The 18530-nt window shown below is 73.1% G+C and carries 18 protein-coding genes; 11 read left to right on the forward strand and 7 right to left on the reverse strand.

Features of this window, described 5'->3' with window-relative positions; translation table 11 throughout:
* Nucleotides 1-2: 2 nt before the first annotated feature.
* Complete coding sequence (locus IW245_RS42035; protein ID WP_307788862.1) at nt 3-2165, forward strand: RNA polymerase sigma factor; 2163 nt, start codon at nt 3-5, stop codon at nt 2163-2165.
* On the opposite strand, the gene IW245_RS04320 is transcribed toward IW245_RS42035, so the two are convergent.
* From IW245_RS04320 to IW245_RS04335, 4 genes are all read right to left on the reverse strand, one after another.
* Entirely contained in the window at nt 2149-3381 is a 1233-nt protein-coding gene (locus IW245_RS04320) for an RNA polymerase sigma factor (protein WP_197001900.1), read from the reverse strand. The two genes, IW245_RS42035 and IW245_RS04320, sit on opposite strands and share 17 nt — an antisense overlap.
* Nucleotides 3382-3410: 29 nt before the next feature.
* Entirely contained in the window at nt 3411-3752 is a 342-nt protein-coding gene (locus tag IW245_RS04325) for a YciI family protein (RefSeq protein WP_197008312.1), read from the reverse strand.
* A 202-nt stretch (nt 3753-3954) separates the two neighbouring features.
* The gene (locus IW245_RS04330; RefSeq protein ID WP_197001901.1) at nt 3955-4878 is read right to left on the reverse strand and encodes an ABC transporter permease; all 924 of its coding nucleotides are present in this window, start codon (nt 4876-4878) and stop codon (nt 3955-3957) included.
* Nucleotides 4875-5795, reverse strand: a complete 921-nt coding sequence (locus IW245_RS04335; protein WP_197001902.1) for an ABC transporter ATP-binding protein — start codon at nt 5793-5795, stop codon at nt 4875-4877. Before IW245_RS04335 ends, IW245_RS04330 begins: the two co-directional genes overlap by 4 nt.
* Before the next feature lie 132 nt (nt 5796-5927).
* Between IW245_RS04335 and IW245_RS04340 the strand changes: the two genes are divergently transcribed.
* From IW245_RS04340 to IW245_RS04365, 6 genes are all read left to right on the forward strand, one after another.
* A complete protein-coding gene (locus tag IW245_RS04340) occupies nt 5928-7316 on the forward strand; it encodes a B12-binding domain-containing radical SAM protein (RefSeq protein ID WP_197001903.1) in 1389 nt (462 codons plus the stop codon).
* Nucleotides 7317-7469: 153 nt separating this feature from the next.
* Entirely contained in the window at nt 7470-8672 is a 1203-nt protein-coding gene (locus tag IW245_RS04345; RefSeq protein ID WP_233473123.1) for an MGDG synthase family glycosyltransferase, read from the forward strand.
* On the forward strand, nt 8669-9568 hold the full coding sequence (locus IW245_RS04350; protein WP_372445078.1) for a polysaccharide deacetylase family protein: 900 nt from the start codon (nt 8669-8671) through the stop codon (nt 9566-9568). Before IW245_RS04345 ends, IW245_RS04350 begins: the two co-directional genes overlap by 4 nt.
* A complete protein-coding gene (gene galE / locus IW245_RS04355; RefSeq protein ID WP_197001904.1) occupies nt 9565-10545 on the forward strand; it encodes a UDP-glucose 4-epimerase GalE in 981 nt (326 codons plus the stop codon). The genes IW245_RS04350 and galE overlap by 4 nt, the downstream gene beginning before the upstream one ends.
* Nucleotides 10546-10584: 39 nt before the next feature.
* A complete protein-coding gene (locus IW245_RS04360) occupies nt 10585-11451 on the forward strand; it encodes a GNAT family N-acetyltransferase (protein ID WP_197001905.1) in 867 nt (288 codons plus the stop codon).
* A 118-nt stretch (nt 11452-11569) separates the two neighbouring features.
* Nucleotides 11570-12124, forward strand: a complete 555-nt coding sequence (locus IW245_RS04365; protein ID WP_197001906.1) for an isochorismatase family protein — start codon at nt 11570-11572, stop codon at nt 12122-12124.
* Nucleotides 12125-12168: 44 nt separating this feature from the next.
* Here IW245_RS04365 and IW245_RS04370 read toward each other — a convergent pair whose 3' ends face one another.
* Both IW245_RS04370 and ybiA read right to left on the reverse strand, forming a co-directional pair.
* On the reverse strand, nt 12169-12510 hold the full coding sequence (locus IW245_RS04370) for a hypothetical protein (protein ID WP_197001907.1): 342 nt from the start codon (nt 12508-12510) through the stop codon (nt 12169-12171).
* Between the two features lie 80 nt (nt 12511-12590).
* On the reverse strand, nt 12591-13058 hold the full coding sequence (gene ybiA, locus IW245_RS04375) for a riboflavin biosynthesis intermediates N-glycosidase (protein ID WP_197001908.1): 468 nt from the start codon (nt 13056-13058) through the stop codon (nt 12591-12593).
* Between the two features lie 193 nt (nt 13059-13251).
* Between ybiA and IW245_RS04380 the strand changes: the two genes are divergently transcribed.
* The 4 genes from IW245_RS04380 (at nt 13252) to IW245_RS04395 (ending at nt 15978) form a co-directional block, all read left to right on the forward strand.
* A complete protein-coding gene (locus IW245_RS04380) occupies nt 13252-13485 on the forward strand; it encodes a hypothetical protein (RefSeq protein ID WP_197001909.1) in 234 nt (77 codons plus the stop codon).
* 24 nt (nt 13486-13509) lie between these two features.
* A complete protein-coding gene (locus IW245_RS04385; protein ID WP_197001910.1) occupies nt 13510-14460 on the forward strand; it encodes a DMT family transporter in 951 nt (316 codons plus the stop codon).
* 61 nt (nt 14461-14521) lie between these two features.
* A complete protein-coding gene (locus tag IW245_RS04390) occupies nt 14522-15034 on the forward strand; it encodes a hypothetical protein (RefSeq protein ID WP_197001911.1) in 513 nt (170 codons plus the stop codon).
* 35 nt (nt 15035-15069) lie between these two features.
* Nucleotides 15070-15978: a hypothetical protein gene (locus tag IW245_RS04395; RefSeq protein WP_197001912.1), complete on the forward strand. Its 909-nt coding sequence runs from the start codon at nt 15070-15072 to the stop codon at nt 15976-15978.
* Between the two features lie 45 nt (nt 15979-16023).
* Here the strand turns inward: IW245_RS04395 and IW245_RS04400 are convergent, their stop codons facing one another.
* Nucleotides 16024-18384 (reverse strand): immune inhibitor A domain-containing protein, encoded by a 2361-nt coding sequence (locus IW245_RS04400; RefSeq protein WP_233473124.1) that lies wholly within the window; start codon nt 18382-18384, stop codon nt 16024-16026.
* Between the last annotated feature and the right edge of the window lie 146 nt (nt 18385-18530).

Raw genomic sequence — 18530 nt, forward strand, 5'->3', positions numbered from 1 at the left:
CCATGCCCGCCACGGACGCCCACCGCGCGGTCGACGCCGTCTGGAAACTGGAGTCGGCGAAGATCATCGCCGGCCTGACCCGGATGGTCCGCGACGTCGGCCTCGCCGAGGAGCTGGCGCAGGACGCGCTCGTCTCCGCGCTCGAACAGTGGCCCGGGCAGGGCATCCCCGACAATCCCGGCGCTTGGCTGATGTCCGTGGCCAAGCGCCGGGCCGTCGACCACCTCCGGCGGTCCCAGCGACTCGACCTCCGGCACGAGCAACTCGCCCACGAGCTGGAGCGCGCCGAACCGCAACCGCAGCCCGAAGCCGACGACGTGCTGCGGCTGATGTTCCTGTCCTGCCACCCGGCGCTGCCGGCCGAGGCCAGAGTCGCCCTGACCCTCCGGCTGGTCGGCGGCCTGACCTCCGCGGAGATCGCCCGGGCGTACCTCGTCCCCGAGGCCCGGATCACCCAGCGGATCGCCGCGGCGAAACGGACCCTGGCCGAGGGCCGGGTCCCGTTCGAACTCCCCGACGGCCCGGAGCTCGCCGGCCGGCTGTCCTCGGTCCTCGGCGTCGTCTACCTGATCTTCAACGAGGGGTACTCGGCGACCGCCGGCGACGACCTGATCCGCCCAGGGCTGTGCCTGGAGGCCCTCCGACTCGGCCGGCTGCTCGCCGAACTGGCCCCGGACGAGGCGGAGGCGCACGGCCTGGTCGCCCTGATGGAGATCCAGGCCTCCCGCTCGGCCGCCAGAACCGGCCCGACCGGCGAACCCGTCCAGCTGCACGAACAGAACCGGGGCCGCTGGGACCAGCTCCTGATCCGGCGGGGCTTCACCGCGATGCTGCGGGCCCGCGCACTCGGCGGCCCGCCCGGCCCGTACGTGCTGCAGGCCGCGATCGCCGTGTGCCACGCCCAGGCCCCGACGGCGCAGGCCACCGACTGGGCCCAGATCGCCGCCCTCTACGACGCGCTGGTCCGCCTGCTGCCGACGCCGGTCGTCCGGCTCAACCGCGCCGTCGCGATCGCCATGGCCCACGGGCCGGCGGCCGGACTCGCCCTGGTCAACGACCTGCTCGCCGACCCCACCCTGAAGGACTACGCGCAGCTGCCCGGCGTGCGGGGCGACCTGCTGGCCCGGCTGGGACGCAACGGGCAGGCGCGGGCGGAGTTCCGCCGGGCGGCCGCCCTGACCCGCAACACCGCCGAGCGCGCCTTCCTGCTCCGCCGCGCGGACACGCTCGACGCCACCGAGCCCTCGGCCTCCAGCGTGGAGCGTCCGACGGAGCGTTCGGTTCCCAACGCCGAGCGTCCCACGGAGCCCTCAGCCGCCGGCCTGGCGCAGACCTCTGAGCCATCGGGCGGCGCGGAGCCTCCCGACCCATCGGAATCCGGTCTTGCGCGGGACGCGGCACCATCGGGCCGCACTCTGGGGTGGGCCGCCGAGGCGTTCCTGGACCGCGACGACCTGGACCCCGCGACCGCCCGCTCCTACGACCAGACCCTCCGCCGACTACGCCTCAGCCTGGGCGCTGACCTGCCGCTAACCGCGCTGACGGCCGCCGAGGTGGCCCGGGTGTTCGCGACCGCGTGGGGCGCGGCGGCGGCCACGACGTGGAACCGGCACCGTTCGGCCGTCCGGTCGTTCGCCGCCTGGGCCGGGCTGGGCGACCTGGCGGCCGGACTCGACCGGCGCGCCGGAACCGGGGCCCCGACCGCGCCGATAGGCCCGGAACGGCTCGCGGCACTCCAGAGCCGCACCGATGTGGCCCTGCGCGAACGGACCCTGTGGCTGCTGCTGCACGAGTCCGGCGCCGCGGTGACCGCCGTGCTGGCGCTCAACGTGGAGGACCTCGACCTCGACGACCGGCGGGCCCGTGCCGGCATCCCGGGCCCGACGGCCCAGGAGCCGCGCACCGACGGCCCGTGGGTGAGCTGGCGTGCGGGGACCGCCCGGCTGCTCCCCGAGCTGATCGGCGACCGGACCCGGGGTCCCCTGTTCCTCGCCGACCGGCGGCCGGGCCCCGCCCGCCGTCCCGCCGACGGCGACCTGTGCCCCGACACCGGGCGCGGCCGGCTGTCCTACCCCCGGGCCGAGTACCTGTTCAAGCAGGCCACCAGGGCGCTGGACCCCGCAGGGCAGGGTCTCACGCTGCGACAGCTCAGGACCCGGGACTGACGGCGGCGATCCGGCGGCGCAGGTGCCGACGTTCCGGGTCCGTGCCGGCCAGATCCAGCGCTTCCCGGTACGCCGCGGCGGCCTCCCCGAACCGGCCCAGCCGCCGGAGCAGGTCGCCGCGCGCGACCGGGTAGGGCGGGTAACCGCGCAGCCGGGGCTCGTCAGCCAGTTCGTCGAGCAGCGCCAGGCCGGCCAGCGGTCCGTCGCGCATCGCCACCGCCACCGCCCGGTTCAGCGCGACGACCGGGGACGGGGTGAGGGCGAGGAGCACGTCGTAGAGCGCCACGATCTGGGGCCAGTCGGTGGACGCGACGTCGGGGGCCTCGTCGTGCAGGGCGGCGATGGCGGCCTGCACCCCGTACGGGCCGGGCGGGCCGCCGGACAGCGCAGCGAACACCAGAGCCCGGCCCTCCTCGATCATCGGCAGGTCCCAGCGCTCGCGGTCCTGGTCGTCGAGCAGCACGAGCCCGCCGTCCGGGCCGGTCCGGGCCGCACGGCGCGCGTGCGTCAGCAGCATGAGGGCGAGGAGGCCCGCCACCTCGCGCTGGGCCGGCAGGAGCGCGCGCAGGATCCTGGCGAGCCGGATGGCCTCCTCGGCGAGGTCGGTGCGTTGCAGGTCGGGGCCGGAGCTGGCCGCGTACCCCTCGGTGAAGATCGTGTAGACCACCCGCAGCACGCCCGGCAGCCGCCCGGGCAGCTCGTCGGCCTCGGGCACCCGGAACGGGATCCGGGTGTCGCGGATCTTCTTCTTCGCCCGCACGATCCGCTGCGCCATCGTCGCCACCGGGACGAGGAACGCGCGGGCCACCTCGGGCGTGGTCAGTCCGGCGAGGCAGCGCAGCGTCAGCGCCGCATGGTCCTCCGCCGGCAGCGCCGGGTGCGCGCAGGTGAAGAACAGCCGTAGCCGCTCGTCGGGCCCTCCGCCGTCCGGGGCCTGCGGCGGCACCGGCTCCGCCCGGTCGGCCTCGGCCCGCAGGACGGCGAGCCGGGTGGCGTACGTCCGGTCCCGCCGCAACCGGTCGACCGCCCTGCGCCGCGCGGTCGTGAGCAGCCAGGCGCCAGGCCTCGTCGGCACGCCGTCGGTCGGCCAGTGCACCAGCGCGGCCTCGAGAGCCTCGGACGTGACCTCCTCGGCCAGGTCCAGGTCGCCGAACTGGCGCACCAGGGAGGCGAGGAGCCGGCCGTGCTCCTCGCGGAACACCGCCTCCACGGACATCCGCGCCCCATCCGCCGCGTCCACCGGCGTCAGGCCTCGAACTCGGCAACCGGCCGCACCTCGACCGACGCGCCGCCCAACGCCCCCGGGCACCGCGCGGCCCAGTCGATCGCGGCGTCCAGATCCGGCACGTCGATCACGTAATACCCGCCGAGCACCTCGCGGGTCTCCGCGAACGGCCCGTCGGTGACGGTCCGCTCGCCCGCCGCGCCGACCCGGACGGTCGTGGCGGTGGTCAGGTCGGCCAGGGAGTGCCCGCCGACGAGGACGCCGGCATCCCTGACCTCCTGGTCGTAGCGCATCCAGTCCTCGAACAACGGCAGGGTGCAGCCTTCGGCCTCCGGCACGGCGGCGGTGTAGATCAGCATCATGTACTTCACGGGAGCTCCTGTCGGTGCGGGGTCGTCGTACGGAGGACGACGAACGGGACTCCGCCGGATCGACAGCCCGCCGACAATACTCGCCGGGCACGCCGGCCGGCCCGACCGCCGCACCGACGGCGAATCCGACCGCCGCACCCGGCGGCGAACCAGTGGCCGGCCGGCCCGACACGGACGGGCCGGCCGCCCCGGGTCAGGAGATGTCGCGCCTGCGGGTCAGCACGATGCCGATCCCACCGGACAGCAGCGCCCACCCGGCCATCACGAGCGCCCCCACCCACCAGCTCGCCGACTGCGGGTACAACTTGTCCGGCGAGATCATGACCTGCGAGGCCACCGGAGGCATCACGACGGCGGCCGTGAGCACCCAGTCCCCGTGGATCAGGTACGCCCGGATCAGGTTGAACACCCCGATCCCGCCGGCGAACCCGACCAGGTACACGACGAGGGACGTGACGACGGCGCCGATCTGGTTGCGGATCAGGGTGCCCAGTCCGATCCCGAAGACGGCCCACAGCAGGTAGCCGAGCGCGTTGAACAGGATGGCGCGCTGGATGGTCCAGTCCCCGAGGCTGTTGGTGACCCCGATGTTCTGGAAGAACAGCAGCCCACCGACCAGCGAGATGGTCTGGGTGACGAGCCAGAACAGCATGGCCAGTCCGACGCCGGCGATGAGTTTGCCCAGGATGACCCGGGAGCGGTGCGGCGTGGTCAGGAAGGTGGCCGTGGCCGTCTGGTACTGGAACTCGTTCGTCATCACCAGCGCGCTGAGCAGCAGTACCAGCATGAGTCCGAAGAACTGGCCGGACGTGAACACGCTGCCGGCGGCCGCGAGGATCTGGGAGTGCACGTCGTGTTCGGCCACGAACCGGGCGTGCTCCCGGGCGATCTCCGCGGCCGAGGACCCGGGCCGGGGCGCGAACACCTCCGCCGTGTCGCGGGCCCTGTTGATGTGGTCGCTGCTCTCGGCCATGTTGGCCCACATCGCCAGCAGGGTGATGACCACCGAGGACAGGCCGAACAGCCACCACGCGTTCGTGGAGAAGATCTTGCTGAACTCGCTGCGGACGAGCCGCAGGCCCGGAACGCCCACCTGGGGGATCGTGGTCGTGGTCATCGGATGTCGGCCTTTCCGGCGGTCAGCTGCAGGAACACGTTCTCCAGGTCGGGCCGGTCGACGACCAGCTCGTGGATGGCCACACCGGCCCGCAGCGCGGTGTCGCCGATCGTCTCCCGCGAGGCCCCGGTGATCCGCAGCGCGCCGTCGTCGGCCCGCGTCACCCCGACCCCCTCGCCCAGCGCGGCGACGAGCCCGTCGGCGTCGGGGGTGCGGACCCGGATCTGCTCGGCGCCCATCGAGTCGATGATCCCGGCGACCGTGCCCTGCCGGACCAGCTTGCCGGCGGCGATGATCACCAGGTCGTCGGCGAGGATCTCCATCTCCGACAGCAGGTGGCTGGACACCAGCACCGTGCGGCCCTCGTCGGCGAGGCCTTTGAGCAGATCGCGCATCCACCGGATGCCCTCGGGGTCCAGGCCGTTGGCCGGCTCGTCGAGGATCAGCACCTTCGGGTCGCCGAGCAGCGCCGCGGCGATGCCGAGCCGCTGGCGCATGCCGAGGGAGTACCCCTTGAACTTGCGCTTCGCCGCCGGAGTCAGCCCCACCATGTCGAGCACCTCGTCGGCGCGCGAGACCGGCAACCCGCCGGCGATGCACAGCATCCGCAGATGGTTGCGCCCGCTGCGGCCCCGGTGCGCCCCGGACGCCTCCAGGATCGCGCCGACGTGCCGGATCGGGTCGACAAGGTCGGCGTAGCGCTGGCCGCCGATGGTGCCGGTGCCGCCGCTCGGCCGGACCAGGTTCAGCAGCATCCGCAACGTCGTCGTCTTGCCCGCGCCGTTCGGGCCGAGGAAGCCGGTGACCCGGCCCGCCTCGACGGTGAACGACAGGTCATCGACGGCTCTGACGGTCTTGTACACCTTTGTCAGGCCGGTCACGACGATCTTTCCGTCGGACATGGGTCTCCTCCACATATCGCCGAAAGCCTTCCGGCGGTCGCGCGATCTTCCCACCCCGAAGGTGAGAGAACGCTGAGAGCGTGCCGATCCTGTGGAGAATCGACGGATGTCCCTCTCCCCGGGGGTCGGCGTTCCTACCGTGTGGCCATGCGCGTCATGATGTTCCTCCCGGCGTTGACCGAGGCCACCAGCCCATTGTTCCGCCCGATCAAATACTCCCTGTTCCCGCCGCTCGGTCTGGCGACCCTGGCCGGCTACCTGCCGCGGGACTGGGACGTCACGCTGCACGACGAACACGTCGAACGCCTCGACCTCGATCGCGCGGAGACCCCGGACCTCGTCGTCATCCAGGTGTACATCACCTCCGCCCGCCGCGGGTACGAGATCGCCGACCACTACCGGGCGCGCGGCTCCCACGTCGTCCTCGGCGGGCTGCACGTCACCTCCCTGCCGGAGGAGGCCGCCGCGCACGCCGACACGATCTTCCTCGGTCCAGGGGAGGACACCTGGCCGGTGTTCCTCGCGGACTGGCGGGCCGGGAGGGCGGCGGCCCGGTACACGTCGAAGGCCCGGACCCTGGTCGGACTGCCGCCGATCCGGCGCGACCTCATCGCCCGGCACCGCTACCTGGTGCCGAACTCGATCGTCGTGTCACGAGGCTGCCCGCACCACTGCGACTTCTGCTACAAGGACGCGTTCTTCGAGGGCGGGAAGTCGTTCTACACCCAGACCGTGGACGCGGCGCTCGCCGAGATCGACCGGCTGCCCGGACGGCACGTGTACTTCCTCGACGACCACCTCTTCGGCAACCGCCGGTTCGCCGAAGCCCTCTTCGACGGCATGACCGGGATGGGCCGGGTGTGGCAGGCCGCCGGGACCGTCGACTCCGTCCTCGCCCCCGACCTGCTGGAACGCGCCGTCGGCGCCGGCCTTCGCAGCCTGTTCGTCGGCTTCGAGAGCGTCAACGACGCGAACCTCGCCGACCAGCGCAAACGCCAGAACATCGGCCGGGACTACGGGGCCGTCGTCCGCCGGCTGCACGACGCCGGGGTGATGGTCAACGCGAGCTTCGTGTTCGGGATGGACGACGACGGCCCCGACGTCTTCGACCGCACCGTGGAATGGGCCGTCGGACAGGGCATCGAGACCGCGACATTCCACATCATGACCCCCTATCCGGGTACGGCGCTGCACCGGCGCATGGCCGCCGACGGCCGCATCCTGCACTCCGACTGGGACCGCTACGACACCCGGCACGTCGTGTACCAGCCGCGCCACCTCACCGCCGAGCAACTGGAGTCCGGCTACTGGCGCGCCTACCGCGACTTCTACCGCTGGGGCGCGATCTGGCGGGGCGCCTCCGCCCAGGACACCGTGCGCGGCCGGGCCCGGCACCTGGCGTACGCGGGCGGGTGGAAGAAGTTCGAGCCACTGTGGGACCTCGCGATCCGCACCGGGCGCGTACTGCACGCGCTGCCGCTGCTGGAGACCGTGCTCGCCGCGTTCGGCGAACGGCGCGCGACGGCCAGCGGCTGACCGGCGTTCAGCGTCGTCTCAGGAAGACCGGCGCACACTGCGACACATGACAGTGAACGCTGGCCACGGTCCTTCTGCTGTTCACCACGGTGTACCCGCAGTTCAGATCGCGGCGGTACGTTCCCGGGAATCCAACTCCGTCTAGGTGGCCTCGTGTCCCGTAACGTCGACCGCACCGCCCGCGACCAGCGCCGCCGCCCGAGCACTCCGGCGACGACGGGATCCGCGCGGCTCGGCCACCCGCACGACCTCGACGCCGGGCCGGTCGGGCTCGCCACGAACCCCGCGCCGCGCCGGCGGATCGTCGTCGTGTCCGCGAGTATCGGCGCCGGCCACGACGGCGCGGCCCGCGAGCTGGGCCGCCGGCTGGAGGACGCCGGTTTCGCAGTCGACCACCACGACTTCGTGGACCTGCTGCCCCTCGGCCGGTTGACCAGGGCCAGCTACGCCCGCCAGCTCCAGGTCGCCCCCGGCACCTGGGGCTGGCTGCTGACCGCCCTCGCCCGGTTCCGGCCACTGACCCGGCTGACCGCGACCTGGGCGGCGGTCGCGTCCTCCCGGCGGATCCGTGCGGCGCTCGGCGGCACCCCGGCGGCCGTGGTGTCCACCTACCCCCTCGCCAGCCAGGCGCTCGGCAGGCTCCGGCGGCGCGGACACCTGCGGGCCCCGGTCGTCACGTTCCTCACGGACATGTCGGTGCACCCGCTGTGGGTCGCGCCCGGGGTCGACGCCCACCTCGCGTTGCACGAGGTCGCCGCGGCGGAGGCCAGAGCCTGCGGCGCGCGCGAGGTACAGGTCACCGGCCCGGCCGTCGCGCCGGCGTTCCGCCCGCACCACGACGAGGACGAACGCACGGCCGCCCGGGCGTCGTTCGGGCTGCCCCCGGACGCGCCGCTGGGACTCGTCGTCGCCGGCTCCTGGGGCGTGGGCGAGATCGCGGAGACGGTCGCGGACCTCGCGGCCTCCGGGGTGCTCACCCCGGTCGTCGCCTGCGGGCACAACGAGGACCTCCGCGCGCACCTCGCCGGCTCCGACACGTGCGTCGCCCTCGGCTGGACCGACCGGATGCCCGACCTGTTCGCCGCCAGCGACGTGGTGATCCAGAACGCCGGCGGGCTGTCCTCGCTGGAGGCCAGGGCCTGCGGCGTACCGGTGCTGACCTACCGCTGCCTGCCCGGACACGGCCTCACCAACGCCGCGGCGCTCGACGCGGCCGGCTGGGTGCCGTGGATCCGCGAACCGGCGGATCTGACCGACGCGCTGAAACGGGCACTGACCGACGACCCGCAGCCCCCGCCGGGGAACGGGACGGACCCGGCCGTGGCCATCGCGGCGATCGCCAGGGAGACACTGTGAGCCCCACGACCCGCCGGACCACCGGCGCCTCCCGGACCGCCGGGGCCGTCGGAACAATCGGTGTCCCCCGGACGGGGGCGGCCGGGATCCGCCGGACGATCGGAGCCGCCGGCGCCGCCGTGCTCGGCGGGGCCGCGGTCCTGGCCGGCGCCGCCCACGCCGTCCCGGCCCTGACCTCCGTCGCCCCGCTCCGCCGCGTGCTGCTGCCCGATCTGGCGGGGATCGGGGACCCCCGGCACGTCGCCCTCACCTTCGACGACGGACCCGACCCGGCGTCCACCCCGGCGTTCCTCGCCGCGCTGGACACCGCCGGCGTGCGGGCCACGTTCTTCCTCCTCGGCCGGATGCTGCACCGCGCGCCAGCCCTCGGCCGGGAACTGGCCGCCGCCGGCCACGAGATCGCCCTGCACGGCTGGGGACACCGCTGCCTGCTCGCCCGGGGGCCCGCGGGCACGTACGACGACCTCGCGCGCGGCAGGGACCTGATCGCCGACGTGACCGGCAGACCACCGCGCTGGTGGCGGCCGCCGTACGGCGTTCTCACCACCCCGGCGCTGACCGCCGCACGCCGACTGGGCCTCACCCCGGTGCTGTGGACGGCGTGGGGCCGGGACTGGACGGCCAGGGCCACCCCGGCGTCCGTACTCGCCACGGTGCGCAAGGACCTCGTCGGCGGCGGCACCGTCCTGCTGCACGACTCCGACTGCACGTCGGCACCCGGCGCCTGGCGGGCGACGCTGGGCGCCCTGCCGGCGCTCATCGACGGGATCCGGGACCGGGGGCTGGCCATCGGCCCGCTGGCCGAGCACGGCACCGGGGGAGTGTTCGTGAACTCGTTGCCGGCCGGGTCGGGGTCGAGATACCAGGCCACGCCGCCGTTGGGCGGTTCGGCGTGACCTGGCTCGTCACCGGCGGCGCCGGCTACATCGGATCGCACGTCACCCGCCGACTCCTGGCCGCCGGCCACCGGGTGGTGGTCCTCGACGACCTGTCCACGGGGCTGCCCGACCGGATCCCGGCGGGCGTACCCCTCGTGATCGGGTCCGTCACCGATCCGGCGGCGCTGCTGCGGGTGATCACCGACCACGGCGTCACGGCCGTGGTGCACCTGGCCGCCCGCAAGTCGGTGCCCGAGTCGCTGGCCCGGCCCACCTTCTACTACCGGGAGAACGTCGGCGGCCTCGTCGCGCTGCTCGACGCGATGCTGGCGACCGGCGTCCGCCGCCTGCTGTTCTCCTCCTCGGCCGCCGTCTACGGCAACCCGCCCACGTCCCTGGTCACGGAGCACACCCCGACCCGGCCGATCAACCCGTACGGCCGGACCAAGCTCGAGGGCGAGCACCTGATCCGGGCGGTCGGCGAGGCGCACGGCCTGTCCTGGATCGCGCTGCGGTACTTCAACGTCGTCGGCACCGACAGCCCGCTGCTCGGCGACCGGGGCAAGACCAACCTCGTCCCGCTCATCCTCACCGCGCTCACCACCGGCGAGCCGCTGACCGTCGCCGGCACCGACCACCCGACGCCCGACGGCACCCCGGTCCGCGACTACGTGCACGTCGCCGACCTGGCCGACGCGCACCTGGCGGCGGCGGCGCGGCTGGCGGGCGGACCGGTCGCGGCCACGTACAACGTCGGCACCGGCCGGGGGTACTCCGTCCGCGACGTCATCGCCTGCGCCGAGCACGTCACCGGCCTGGCCGTCCCGCACCTGTCCGGCCCGCGCCGCGCCCACGACCCGTCGGAGGTGGTCGCGGATCCCGCGGCGATCGCCGCGGCCCTGGGGTGGACCGCCCGGCGAGGGCTCACCGATATGATCAGTTCCAGCTGGCGGACGGCGCGCGACGGCTCCCGGCGGCCGGCACCCGCGGTCTAATGCGGTTGACGGGCGGGTCCCCGTAGGCGAGGGTGCGGCATGCGACGTGACTGGCAGGGCCCGGCGGACCTGCGCGAGCTGCAGCTGTTCGGGCAGCGGATCTGGTCCCCGGCCAGCCGCTTGCACCTCGGCGACCTGGCCTGGGGGTACGGCATGGCCCCCGGGCCCCGGCCGGAGGCCCCCATGGCGCTGTGGGAGTCCGGCGGCGAAACGGTCGCGTGGGGCGGGCTGCACCTGCCCGGCGAGCTGTCCCTGCTGGTGGACCCGGCGCGCCCGGAGTTCACCGCCGAGGTGCTCGACTGGGCCGGGAGCCTGGCCACCGGGCCGCTCACCGTCACCGTGCTGGACGCCGAGCGGCACCTGATCGACGTGCTCACCGGCCGGGGCTTCGTGCCCGCCGACTTGGACGGCCCGTTCTTCCTGGCCCTCAGCCGGTCCCTGGCCGACCTGCCGCCCGTACCGGCGCTGCCCGACGGGTTCGTCGTCCGGCCGGTGCGCGGGGAGCGGGACGTCGACCGCAGGGTGGCCGTGCACGCCGAGGTCTGGGCGCCCAGCGCCCTCACCGCGGACAGGTGGCGGACCCTGACGGCCGGCTGGCCGTACTCGGCGGAGTTCGACCTCGTGGTCGAGGCACCCGACGGCCGGTTCGTCGCCTACTGCATGGGCTGGTACGACGCCGTCAACCGGTCCGGCGAGTTCGAGCCGGTCGGCACCGTGCCCGGGTACCGCCGCCGGGGCCTGTCCCGGGCCGTCGGCCTGGCGGTACTCCACGCCTTCCGCGCGGCCGGCGGCGAGACGGCCCTGGTCTACCCGAGGGGCGACGACGGCTACCCGGTCCCGCGGCGGGTGTACGGCGATCTGGGCTTCACCCCGCACGCCAGGACCGTCCGCTACCGTCGGCCCTGACCAGCGCCGGAGCATGGGATCTGTCCACTGTCGGCGGATGCGGCTACTGTGTGCGGGCCGGGATCCGAGCGGGGCGCCGTGTCCCGGACCCAGGAGTCCACGTGAGTAAGGGAAGAGCATGACCACACTCGAGAACCGGCCCAACAGCGCGCTGCTCGTCGTCGACGTGCAGACCGGGGTCGTCGCGGAGGCCCACGAGCGCGACGCCGTCGTCGCGAACATCGCCAGCCTGGTCGAGAAGGCGCGCGGCGAGGGCGTCCCGGTCGTCTGGGTCCAGCACTCCGACGAGGATCTGCCCAGAGGCGGCGACGCCTGGCGGATCGTGCCGGAGCTGACCCCGGGCGATGTCGAGCCGCTCGTGGAGAAGAACTACGGCGACGCGTTCGAGGACACCACCCTCGAGTCGGTGCTGTCGGGTGCCGGGGTCGGGCGGCTGTTCGTGGTGGGCGCGTCGACCGGTTGGTGCGTCCGCTCGACGCTGCACGGCGCGTTCGTCCGCGGCTACGACACGACCCTGGTCAGCGACGCCCACACTACGGAGGACCAGACCGGGTGGGGCTCGCCGGCGCCGGAGGCCGTCATCGCGCACACGAACCTGTACTGGAACTACCAGACCGCCCCCGGCCGCACGGCCGCGGCGGTCGCGACGAAGGACGTCGACTTCGGCGCATAGTGGTTCTGCCCGCCGCCGCGCCGCGCGCGGCGGCGGGTCCGGGCTCACCCGTCCCGGGGCCAGACCTTTCGGGCGGTGGGGGTGGGGGCGTCCTCGTCGATGACGTAGCTCGTGTCCGCCTGGTAGGACCACAGCTGCTCCTGCGAGCCATTGTCGTAGGTGTACGCGCCGTGCGGTGCGCTGCTCGGGTCGCTGTGGACGGGGAAGGCCTCGCGGAGGTGGAGGGCGTCGGCGGTGCGTTCGTAGTAGGAGGTGCCGTTGCCGAACGGGTCCGGGTACAGCCGCGGTTCGAGGGAGAGCAGCAGCTTCTCCCAGCCGGTCTGGCCCATAGCCAGCATCTCGTCGCGGTCGTCCTGGCTGAACTGGCCGGCTGTCGGGTCCAACATCGTGACCTCGGACCGTCGTCGGGGCGGAAGCCTCAGGCCGCTGCTGAGCGCCTCGGACGATTCCACATCGCATCCCGGTCCTACCACGGTCGACCGTGGCTTCCCTGGACCTCGGCGCGGAGTTGGTTTCGGGTGCGCATCAGGATCCGGCCGAGCATGTTCCTGCCGGTCCCGGTCCTGCCGCGGCCCCAGTAGTGGTCGGTGGTGGTGTCCTCGACGATCTCCTCGTCGCCGGTGGACAGGAGGATGTCGCGGATGTCCGGGTGCGCCCGGAACTTGGTCGCCACGACACGACGCATCACATCGTCCCTGACGCGGTCCCAGTCCCGCCGCAACGGCTTGGACGGGTCGCGGCCCAGCTCGGCGGCACGCAACGGCGTGCGGGCCCGACGGATGAGATCGGCATGGCGGGTGCCGATGAACTTCTGGGCCTGGAAGTAGTGCTCCGAGGTCGGCCACAGGTGCCCGTCGAGCTCCAGGTCGTGCGCGGAGAAATTGGAGAAGCAGCCGTAGGGGACTTCGTCGGCGCCGTAGAAGTAGATCGTCATCCGAGCCTCGTGGCAGTTGTGGGAGCCCGCACGGTCTCAGGCACCGGGCAGCGCTCGCAACCGGTTTGCCCGCTCACCCTTCGGCTTTCGGCACATCGCCGGCAGCCCGAGCGGCACCCGGGATTCCCGAGGAACAGGCCCGTCGCCGGGGTGGCGGCTTGACTTGTTCGCACAGGTGTTCGAAGATCTCCCGGTGGAGATGACGACGCTCGGGCACTGGTGGAACGGCAAGCTGACGGAGTTCGAGCGGGTGGAGGTGTTCGTCCGGCACAACCCGGCTGGCGGCCTCTACGAGGTGCAGGCCACTGTCGCCGGCCGCGACCGGCTCGTCGAGTGTCTCAGCAGGGCGCGGGCCGACAATCTGGTCGCGTTGCTGACCGCCGGCCCGGGTTGGGTCCGACTGGAGCCCGCCGCCGTCGTAGCCTGAGGTGATGGTCGGGGAGATGCTGCTGTGACGAGACGTGGCTGGGCGCTGTTCCTGGCGATGAGCGTGATCTGGGGCGTGCCGTACCTGCTGATCCGGATCGCCGTCGCCGACATCGACCCGCTCGTGGTCGCCTTCGGGCGCACCCTGATCGGCTCGCTGATCCTGGTGCCGATCGCGCTGTACAACAAGGGGCTCGCCTCGGCGTTCGGGGCGTGGAAGTGGCTGCTGGTCTACACCCTCGTGGAGATCACCGGCCCGTGGCTGCTGCTCGGGCACGCAGAGACCCGGTTGACCAGCTCCACGGCCGGGCTGCTGATCGCCGTAGTGCCGCTGATCGCCGCCGTGATCGTCACCCGGCTCGGCCACGACCGGTTCGACGCCCGCCGGCTGATCGGCCTCGGGCTGGGCTTTGCCGGGGTCGCCGCGCTGGTCGGGCTGGACATCGAGTTCACGGACCTGACCGCCGTCGGGGCGATCATGCTGACGGCCGTCGGGTACGCCGTCGGCCCCATCATCGTCAGCCGCAAGCTCGCCGACGCGTCCCCGATGGGCGTGGTCACCGGCTCGCTCGTCATCGCCACGGTGCTCTACGCGCCGTTCGTCCCGTTCCTCTGGCCGGCCCGGATCCCGGCCGACGCGGCCTGGTCGGTGGTGGGGCTGGCGCTGATCTGCACGGTCGCGGCGTTCCTGCTGTTCTTCGCGCTGATCGCGGAGGTCGGCCCTGCCCGGGCGACCGTGATCACGTACGTCAACCCGGCCGTGGCGATCCTGCTCGGCGTGATCGTGCTCAGCGAGCCGTTGACGATCGGCATGGCGATCGGGTTCCCGCTGGTCATCGTGGGGTCGATCCTGGGGACCGCCCGAACCCGCCCGTCGCACGCCCCGCCAGCGGACGTCGTCGTGGCAGCCCAGGCCGGCGACGCCGCCCCGGATGCCGGGGGCGGACCGGCACGGCCCGGTCGGGGGTCGGCGTAACCGCATGATCGTTGGTTTTGACTGTCAGGAGATGTCAGGGGAGCACGGCTACGGTCCGGGTATGACGGACAACATCGACGACGGCCGGCACGACTTCGACTTCTTCCACGGCCGCTGGCACACCGTGGGCCGGAAGCTGGTCGACGTCACCGACCGGACGTGTTCTGAGTGGGTGGAGTTCGAGGGCGCCGGCGAGTGCCGGCCGATCCTCGGCGGGCTGGGCAACGTCGACACCCTGACGGTGCCGGCGCTGCCGCCCGGCGGGCAGCCGATGGACGGGGCGACGCTGCGGCTGTTCGACCCGGCGACCGGCATCTGGCGGATCTGGTGGATGTCGAGCCGGATGCCCGGGGTGCTCGACACCCCGGTCGCCGGGCGGTTCGACGGGGGCCGCGGGATCTTCGAGGGGCCCGACGAGTTCGACGGGGTGCCGGTGCTGGTCCGGTTCGAGTGGCACGTGGTGGACGGTGACCGGGCCGAGTGGGCGCAGCGGTTCTCCTGGGACGACGGGGCGACCTGGGACGACGTCAACTACACGTTCACGCACACCAGGGTCGGCCCGCCGGGCGTCTAGACTCCAGCCACGGACGGCTGGGGGTGTGCGTGTCGGTGGACCTGGAACTCGAGCTGGCCCGGGCGCTGGCGACCGGGCCGTTCCACCTCGCGCTGTCCCTGGCCGTGCGCCGCCGGGGCCTGACGCTCGACCGGCTGTGCCACCGCCTCGCCGAGCGCGACATCCGGCTGAGCACCGCGGCGTTGAGCTACTGGGCCAGCGGCCGGCGGCGTCCGGAGCGCGGCGACTCGCTCAAGGGCGTCGCGGCCCTCGAGGAGGTGCTCGGCCTGCCGGCGGGCGCGCTGACCGCGTTGCTGCCGCCGCCCCGGCCGAGGGGCCGCTACAGCACCGACCACGAGCCGTCGCTGCGGCCGTGGCGGGCCGGGATCCTGGAGCGTATGGCCGAGGAGCTGGCGATGCCGGCGTACTCCGGGCTGCGGAAACTCAGCGTGGACGAGCACGTCGCGATCGACGCCTCCCGGTGCGAACGGACCAGACGGGTACGCGAGGTGCTGCGCGCCGAACAGGAGGACGTGTCGCGGTTCTTCCTGTTCTGGCACGTCGACGACCCGTCGGCCGGCAAACCGGAGTTCTCCGACCTGCGCGCCTGCCGGCCGGGCCGGCACCGGTGGGACCCGGCGTCGGGGTACCTGATCACCGAGATGCTCGTCGACCGGCGGCTCGCGGTGGGAGACACGGCGATCGTGCAGTACACGGTGGACATCCGGGGGCACGAGCCGGTCACCCGGTGCACCCGGACGGTGTCGCGGACCGTGCACGCGTTCGCGTTGCAGGTGACGTTCGCCGCCGGGGCGGTGCCGGAGCGGTGCGCGTCGTTCCACCAGGCGGCTGCCGACGAGGCCGACGAGGACCTGCGCGACCTGCGGGTGGACTCCTCGCGCAGCGTGCACCTGGCCAGGATCGAGGCCCGGCCCGGGGTGTACGGGATCCAGCTGCACTGGTGAGCCGGGCCGCGTCCGCCGTCGGAGGGGGGACGCGGCCCGGCCGGCCTAACTGGACCGGCCCACCCGCACGGTCGTCTCGCGGCCCTGCGCGTGCTCCCGGACGACCTCGATCCGGGTATGCGAGTCGGGCACCTTCACCCCGAGGTCGGGGTTGTCGGCGTACCAGTACGTCCCGGTGTGGTCGTCGAACGCCGCGACCGGGGCCTGCCGGCGGAAGGTCGTCGCCACCCCGGCCCGGTGCAGGGTGACCGCGTCGGTGTACTTCAACCCGAGCGTCGCGTCGAACACCTGGCCGCGCGGGTTGACGAGGTTGCCGGAGGCGAACCGCATCGGGGCGGCCCGCACGTCCACCGGCAGGATCATGCCTGACCCGGGGTGCTCCCGGGTCGTGTTGTCGCTGAAGTACGGGTCCCACAGCCAGACGAGCACCCCGTCCTGGTACGGGTACCGCTCGACCTGTTCGGTCCGCCCGGCGACCCCGGCCCAGCCGAAGTTGTACGGCCCGGTCTGCAGGAACTGCCCGTACGCGACGTACCGCCGGTTCTCCACGAGGTAGCTGCGCGGGTAGGACTTGACGCCGGTGTCCCCGATCCGGGTGAAGCCGCGCGCGGTCCAGCCGTTGTCGCCGGTCTCGACGTCGTCGGACAGCACGACCCGGTCGCCGGCCCGCACGGTGACGGTGTCGAGCAGGAAGCCGTTCTCGGAGGTGTTGGTGTCGGTGACGTACCGGACCCGGAACAGGACGGTGCCTCCGGCGTACGCGTCGAGGTTGTAGGTCACGTCGACCCAGCCGGCGGAGGTGCCGGTCAGGCCCGGGCGGCCGTTGACGGCGGGGATCGGAGCGCCGTCGACCGTGCCGCCGACGCCCTTCCAGGTCGCACCGTTGTCGGTGGACACCTCGCCGTAGAGGTAGTCGTAGTCCTGTTCGATCCAGTACCGGCTCTTCGCCGAGACGCTGGCGGTGCCGGCCCCGGTCAGGTCCAGGGACCGGGTCAGGGTCTCATCGAGGTAGTCGCCCTTGCCGCTCCACCACTGCGAAGCGCCCTGGAACGGCGCGACGAGGGGGGTACTGACCTCGCGTCGCGGCAGGTTGACGAGCACCGCCTGTTTGTCGGCCGTGTTGTAGGAGGACACCCCGAGCACGTGGGTGGACTCGGTGCCCGCCTGGGCGGTGTCGTAGCTGAGCCAGCCGAGCTGCAGCTTGCTCCACGCGTCCAGGTCGCCCGGGTACTCGCCCGTGGCCCCGTTCTCCCGGCTCAGGTACGAGGCGTCGGACATCAGCGACCAGAAGGTCACGCCGTTGCCGCCGGTGGAGGCGTACAGGTCCGGCAGGCCGAGGAGCAGGTGGCCGTTCTCGTGCGCCACGAGCCCCAGGCCGCTGTTCTCGCCGGCCGTCAGGTAGTCGCCGACCCAGATCCCGCTGTCGCCGACGGGGGTACCGCCCTGCTTGTTGCCTGCCGGCCCCGCAGACCCGCGCGCCGGCCAGTACGCGAACCACCGGTGCGCCCACAGCGCGCCGGCCCCCTGCGCCCCGCCGCCCCACGTCTGGTCGACGCCGGCGTGCACGACCTCGTAGTTGTCGATGTACCCGTCGGGCTCGTTGAAGTTGCCGTCGTGGTCGTAGTCGTACGGGTCCCGTTGGTCGTACTCGGCCAGCTGGGCCTTGATGTCCGCCGGGGTGCGGCCCCGGGCGAGTTCGCCGTTGTACCAGGCGGCCAGGGAGTCGCGGACCATGTCCCAGCTGTTCGGGCACTGCCGGCCGCCGTCGCACAGGTCGCTGCCGTAGCGGGCCTCGTTGTAGGGGAGTTTGACCCAGTCGGAGACGTAGCCTGTGATGTCGTAGCGGCCCGAGGACTGCACCTGCAGGTAGTTGCGCAGGGAGTTGGCGCCCTTGGTGCGGTTGAAGTACAGGTCCTGGTAGTAGGCCCGGTCGAAGTCGGGCCGCCAGATGGTGTGGTTGTCGTTCGTGGTGGCCGGGTCAACGATCGTGTTGTGCACGGGCCCGGGGGTGCCGCCGTACTGCACCTGCCCCTTGTACATCGTGGTGTTGTCGACCTGGTCGCCGAACTCGGCGAGCACCACGAAGATCTTGTCGGTGCGCTGCTGGGCGACCTCCACATAGTCCTGCCCGACCCGGACGGTACCGGCTGCGCCGGAAATGCCGGCCGGCGCGGCCGGGGCGACCGCCCGCGCATCCTGGGCCGAGGTGACCTGCTCCATGGCCTTGCGCCGCAGAGTCTGCTGCTGGGTCTGCAACGGGCTGACCGGCTCGGGGGCCGACTGGCCCTCGAGGGCGGAATCGGGGGCGGGGGATGGCGGCGGGGCTGCGGACGCCGGGCCGACGAGGGCCATGGCGCCGAGCAGGGTCGCCGCGAGCCCCGCGGCGATCGCGGTGGTTCTGCGCACTGGGATTCCTCTCACCTGGTGTGGCCGGGTAGAGGAGGGGCCGGCCACCGGATCGTCGAAAGCTAACAGCGCCGTCCCGCCCGGGGGAGTCCGTGACCGGCGTTAACTGTTACCGGAATTGCCGGCGGGCCCGGGTGCGCGGGCCC

The organism is Longispora fulva (genome assembly GCF_015751905.1).
Classification (GTDB): Bacteria; Actinomycetota; Actinomycetes; order Mycobacteriales; family Micromonosporaceae; genus Longispora; species Longispora fulva.

Coding starts and splice junctions, on each gene's coding strand:
- IW245_RS04335 (WP_197001902.1), bottom strand. CDS start 5,795: ATGTGGAGGAGACCCATGTCCGACGGAAAGATCGTCGTGACCGGCCTG.
- IW245_RS42035 (WP_307788862.1), top strand. CDS start 3: ATGCCCGCCACGGACGCCCACCGCGCGGTCGACGCCGTCTGGAAACTG.
- IW245_RS04390 (WP_197001911.1), top strand. CDS start 14,522: ATGACGGACAACATCGACGACGGCCGGCACGACTTCGACTTCTTCCAC.
- ybiA (WP_197001908.1), bottom strand. CDS start 13,058: ATGACGATCTACTTCTACGGCGCCGACGAAGTCCCCTACGGCTGCTTC.
- IW245_RS04330 (WP_197001901.1), bottom strand. CDS start 4,878: ATGACCACGACCACGATCCCCCAGGTGGGCGTTCCGGGCCTGCGGCTC.
- IW245_RS04320 (WP_197001900.1), bottom strand. CDS start 3,381: ATGTCCGTGGAGGCGGTGTTCCGCGAGGAGCACGGCCGGCTCCTCGCC.
- IW245_RS04370 (WP_197001907.1), bottom strand. CDS start 12,510: ATGTTGGACCCGACAGCCGGCCAGTTCAGCCAGGACGACCGCGACGAG.
- IW245_RS04360 (WP_197001905.1), top strand. CDS start 10,585: ATGCGACGTGACTGGCAGGGCCCGGCGGACCTGCGCGAGCTGCAGCTG.
- IW245_RS04325 (WP_197008312.1), bottom strand. CDS start 3,752: ATGATGCTGATCTACACCGCCGCCGTGCCGGAGGCCGAAGGCTGCACC.
- IW245_RS04365 (WP_197001906.1), top strand. CDS start 11,570: ATGACCACACTCGAGAACCGGCCCAACAGCGCGCTGCTCGTCGTCGAC.
- IW245_RS04340 (WP_197001903.1), top strand. CDS start 5,928: ATGCGCGTCATGATGTTCCTCCCGGCGTTGACCGAGGCCACCAGCCCA.